This is a genomic window from Nostoc cf. edaphicum LEGE 07299, from assembly GCF_015207245.1.
GTDB classification, from domain to species: domain Bacteria; phylum Cyanobacteriota; class Cyanobacteriia; order Cyanobacteriales; family Nostocaceae; genus Nostoc; species Nostoc edaphicum_B.
This window is the reverse complement of the sequence record NZ_JADEXF010000500.1, coordinates 1-4,211: the sequence shown is the minus strand read 5'-3', so window position 1 is coordinate 4,211 and position 4,211 is coordinate 1. Positions and strand designations below refer to the sequence as shown.

Sequence of the window (4,211 nt, the reverse complement as noted above, 5' to 3'; positions counted from 1 at the left end):
GTATTAAATCTGACTGTATTATTGTTTTATCTGCTGAAATTAAAAATTGAAAATAGTCACCAATTACAACTGTTAGCCAAGGCATGAAAGCTAAAAAACCGACTAGTGATGCTAGCAGATAACTTCTCACAGTTTCAGTAAACTTAAACTTGGCAGTTATCATCACATAAATTCCATGAGCAACTGCTACAAATGCACTCCAAAGAAATGTATAAAGACTAATGGCTAAAGTGACTGCATAAATGCTCCAGCTAGCGAATAAATCGGGTTTTTGTCGTTCTTTTTCTAGCTCGTCTTCTAGCCGTATAGCTCGCAGCAGAGACGCACTGGATAGTAAAATGGTGACTAACCAAAGAATATATTCTTGTGCTTCTTGGGCGTATACTAGGTGAATTGGAGAGACAGCCATGAGTGCGATCGCAACACCAGGAACCGATAATGGTACATTAAATAATTCTCGGCATAGCCAATAAACACAAGGAAACGCCAGCAAACTGATGCAGGCTGATAAACTTCTAATCGCCGTCACTGAATTACCAAATATTTCCATCCACAATCTGGCTATGATGTAATACAAGGGTGGATGCTGAGAATCTTGTTTTGCCAAAGACATAATTGTGTCATTTAAGCTTTTTTCCGGATTTGTACCTTGAAACTGAGCAAAACTTTCTTTGCCAATCAGACGATTATTAAAAAGTTGCTGTTTAGCTTCATTTGCCGTATAACCAGAAATTCGCAATGAGGCATAAGTTTCATCGTGCCAGAAAACTTTACTATCAAGATTAGAAAAGCGAAATAATATACCCATCGTCAATAAGAAGATAGTTAAAAATCGCAACCAACTCGGAGCAAATTTGAGATGGCGCATAAGTGGGTTTCCTAAAAAGTTTTCTCAAATCATCTAATTAAGTGGGCTGGATGAGGTGCCATAGCTACGCCCGTCGTAGACATCGCCAAGACTTCAAGCAAAGCCTACTTGTTAAACATCGCCAAGCGGACTTTAATTTGATTGGGAAGATTGGCAATCAACACCTCTCCTTTATTAACTACAAAAAGACATGGGCAAGGTTGTATCAAATCCCGCAAAACTGGATTTGGTTTTGAAACCGAGATATCAATGGAATGTAAAATACACTAGATGTAGCCGCATCTGTGGTCAGGCAACTCCATAGCTACCGTGCGTTGAGCGATCGCTTTGCGGGCTATAGTTCTCAATTCTCGTAACGCCAATAAAGGATTGTTTTTTGCCTTTAGCACAATATAGGGTATAGAACGAGCGATGCCTACGGTGGGCTACGGCTACGCCACGCCACTTGGTATTGTTAACCGATCAGAATTCAAGGTAGCAGTTTAAAGTAGCTGTATCAGCAGATTGATAATACTCCCTTGGCAAGAAGATAAACTCTTGCTTTTAAGCTATCAGAGGCTAAGATCGCACAGATGCAACAGCAGAATTTCTTGCGTTCGATTCCCAAAGAGTTATTGAGAGTGCCACTCCGTGTAGCTCTTGTAGTACCTTTCGTCGTGCAAATCTCTGTTGCTGTAGGCTTAACAGCATTCTTATCTTTAAAAAATGGTCAAAAAGCTGTTAATGAGGTTGCTACTCAGCTCCGAAATGAAGTTACAATTCGGATTCATCAACATGTGACCGATTACATAAAAATCCCCCAACTCGTCACTCAAATTAATGCCAATGCTGTCCATATTGGTCAATTAAGTTTAAAAGATGCAAAAAGTTTAGAACGCCATTTATGGCATCAAATGCAGTTATTCAAACCCTTAAAGCCGATCGCTTTTGCAAGTACACAAGGAGAAATTCATTCGGTCGATCGCCTTAAGGATGGTTCACTAGTCATCCGAAAAAGAGACCGCTCAACTGGTTACAATTACTATACTTACACCACTGATAATCAAGGTAATATTGTCAGGTTGCTTCAAGTTAACCAAACCTTTGATCCTCGCACTCGCCCCTGGTATAAAAATGCTGTGAAAGCAGGGAAAACTACTTGCACAGAAATTTATTCCTATTTCTCTTCATCAGGGCTAGCGTTCAGTGCAACCCAACCTCTTTATGACCAGACAGGTACTTTGCTTGGAGTGACTAATGCAACGTTATCTCTCTCACAGCTGAGTGAGTTTTTGCACAGTTTAAAGATTGGTCGCTCAGGAAAGACATTTGTTGTCGAGCATTCTGGAGAGTTAGTAGCAACTTCAACCGCCGAGCAACCTTTTATCCTGAGTGATGAAGGAGGAAAAAAGACATCCAAACGGCTCAGAGCGATCGCTAGTAGCGATCGGATCACTCATCTGACAATACAGTATTTGCAGTCAAAATTTGGTAACTTTAGAAACATTTCTTCTAGCCGACAGCTAGAATTTAAAATTGATCAGAAGCGGCAATTTGTACAGTTAATGCCCTTTACAGCCGACTGTGGGCTAAATTGGCTGATTATCGTAGTGGTTCCAGAAGCCGACTTTATGGAGCATATTGAAGCTAATACTCGAACTACTATGTTGCTGTGTTTAGGATCGTTGATATTGGCTACAGCCATAGGAGTGATTACTTCTCATTGGATTACTCAACCAATTCTCTGTTTGAGCATTGCCTCTCAAGAAATCGCCAATGGGAAGTTAGACCAAACCGTTAGAGTAGAGGGTATCAAAGAATTAAGAGTTCTTGCTCAAGCTCATAATCAAATGGCTGCTCAATTACAAGATTCATTTGCTGGACTCTTAGAGGCTAACAGGCAATTAGAAGCTGAAATTAACGAACGTAAGCAGGTAGAAGAACAGTTACGACATAATGCATTTCACGATGCACTGACAGGTCTACCAAACCGAGCTTTCTTTATGGAGAGCTTAAAACACACACTCCAGCGAGCCAAGCGACAGAAGAATTATTTATTTGCTGTACTATTTCTCGACTTGGATCGGTTTAAGGTGATCAATGACAGTCTCGGACATCTACAAGGAGACCAATTTCTAATTGCTATTGCAAATAGACTAGAAGTATGCATACGCTCCACGGATATAGCTGCACGGCTTGGGGGAGACGAATTTACAATCCTGCTTGACGAAATCCAGAATGTGTCAGAAGCCATTAAAGTAGCTGAACGAATTCAACAAGAACTGACATTACCTCTTGAGCTTGACGGGCAAGAAGTATTTACAACGGCAAGTATTGGCATTGCCCTGAGTTCGACAGTAGACTATGACCAACCAGAAAACTTGCTAAGAGACGCTGATACAGCTATGTACCGAGCCAAGGCACTGGGCAAAGCTCGCTATGAACTATTCAACCAAGAGATGTATACTAAGGCTCTGGTCAGATTGCAGTTAGAAAACGATCTACGTCGAGCGATCGAACGCCACGAGTTTCAGCTTTATTACCAACCGATTGTTTCCCTCACAAATGGCAGACTTATAGGCTTTGAGGCTCTAATCCGCTGGCAGCATCCAGAGCGTGGTTTGATTTCTCCCACAGATTTTATCCCCCTAGTAGAAGAAACTGGAATGATTGTCGAGGTTGGTTACTGGACACTATATGAGGCGTGCCGCCAGATGCAAAGCTGGCAGGTGAGCCATCCAACAAACTCGTTAGAGAAAATCAGCGTCAATCTCTCAGTCAAGCAATTTTCTCAACGGGATTTAATTGAGCATATTGGGGAAATTTTGCACTCGACTGGTCTTGATGCCGACAGTCTCATGTTAGAAATTACTGAAAGTGCAATTATGGAAAATGGCGATGAGGCAAATGCCGCACTCTCAGAATTTCGCAAGATGGGCATTAAGTTATCAATTGATGATTTCGGTACAGGCTACTCTTCATTAAGCCGTCTCCATAGCTTTCCGATTAGTGTGTTGAAAATTGACCGTTCCTTTGTCAGCCCGATAGATGCTAATGGCAAGAATTTAGAAATTATTGAGACAATTATCACACTGGCACACAAATTAGGTATGGATGTTACCGCCGAAGGAGTAGAGACAAAAGAGCAGCTAGCATTTCTGAAGAAGTTGAACTGTGAATATGGACAAGGATATTTTTTCTCGCGTCCGTTAGAGAAGGCAGCAGCAGTGGCATTAATCGTGAAAAACTCTCAGTGGTAAGGCTTTTTTGAGAGGATTTGGATAACGCCATCTGGCAAAGTCTGCAATATTAGATATAGTTAAAAAATCAATAGTTGTAAATTGCCGATCAATAGCAGGAAGGC

General features: G+C 41.2%; 3 protein-coding genes. 1 reads left to right on the top strand and 2 read right to left on the bottom strand.

The window, feature by feature from the left end; translation table 11 throughout:
• Both IQ229_RS15600 and IQ229_RS24575 read right to left on the bottom strand, forming a co-directional pair.
• Positions 1 to 868: glycosyltransferase family 39 protein (locus IQ229_RS15600; protein WP_194045132.1), on the bottom strand; the 868-nt coding region annotated here is incomplete at its 3' end.
• Positions 869 to 1,134: 266 nt separating this feature from the next.
• Positions 1,135 to 1,257 (bottom strand): hypothetical protein, encoded by a 123-nt coding sequence (locus IQ229_RS24575; protein WP_265582988.1) that lies wholly within the window; start codon positions 1,255 to 1,257, stop codon positions 1,135 to 1,137.
• 183 nt (positions 1,258 to 1,440) lie between these two features.
• Between IQ229_RS24575 and IQ229_RS24115 the strand changes: the two genes are divergently transcribed.
• Positions 1,441 to 4,107 (top strand): bifunctional diguanylate cyclase/phosphodiesterase, encoded by a 2,667-nt coding sequence (locus IQ229_RS24115; protein WP_228013498.1) that lies wholly within the window; start codon positions 1,441 to 1,443, stop codon positions 4,105 to 4,107.
• Positions 4,108 to 4,211 lie beyond the last annotated feature (104 nt).

Excerpts from the sequence above, each read along its gene's own strand:
- IQ229_RS24115 (WP_228013498.1), top strand. The coding sequence starts at position 1,441 with ATGCAACAGCAGAATTTCTTGCGTTCGATTCCCAAAGAGTTATTGAGA.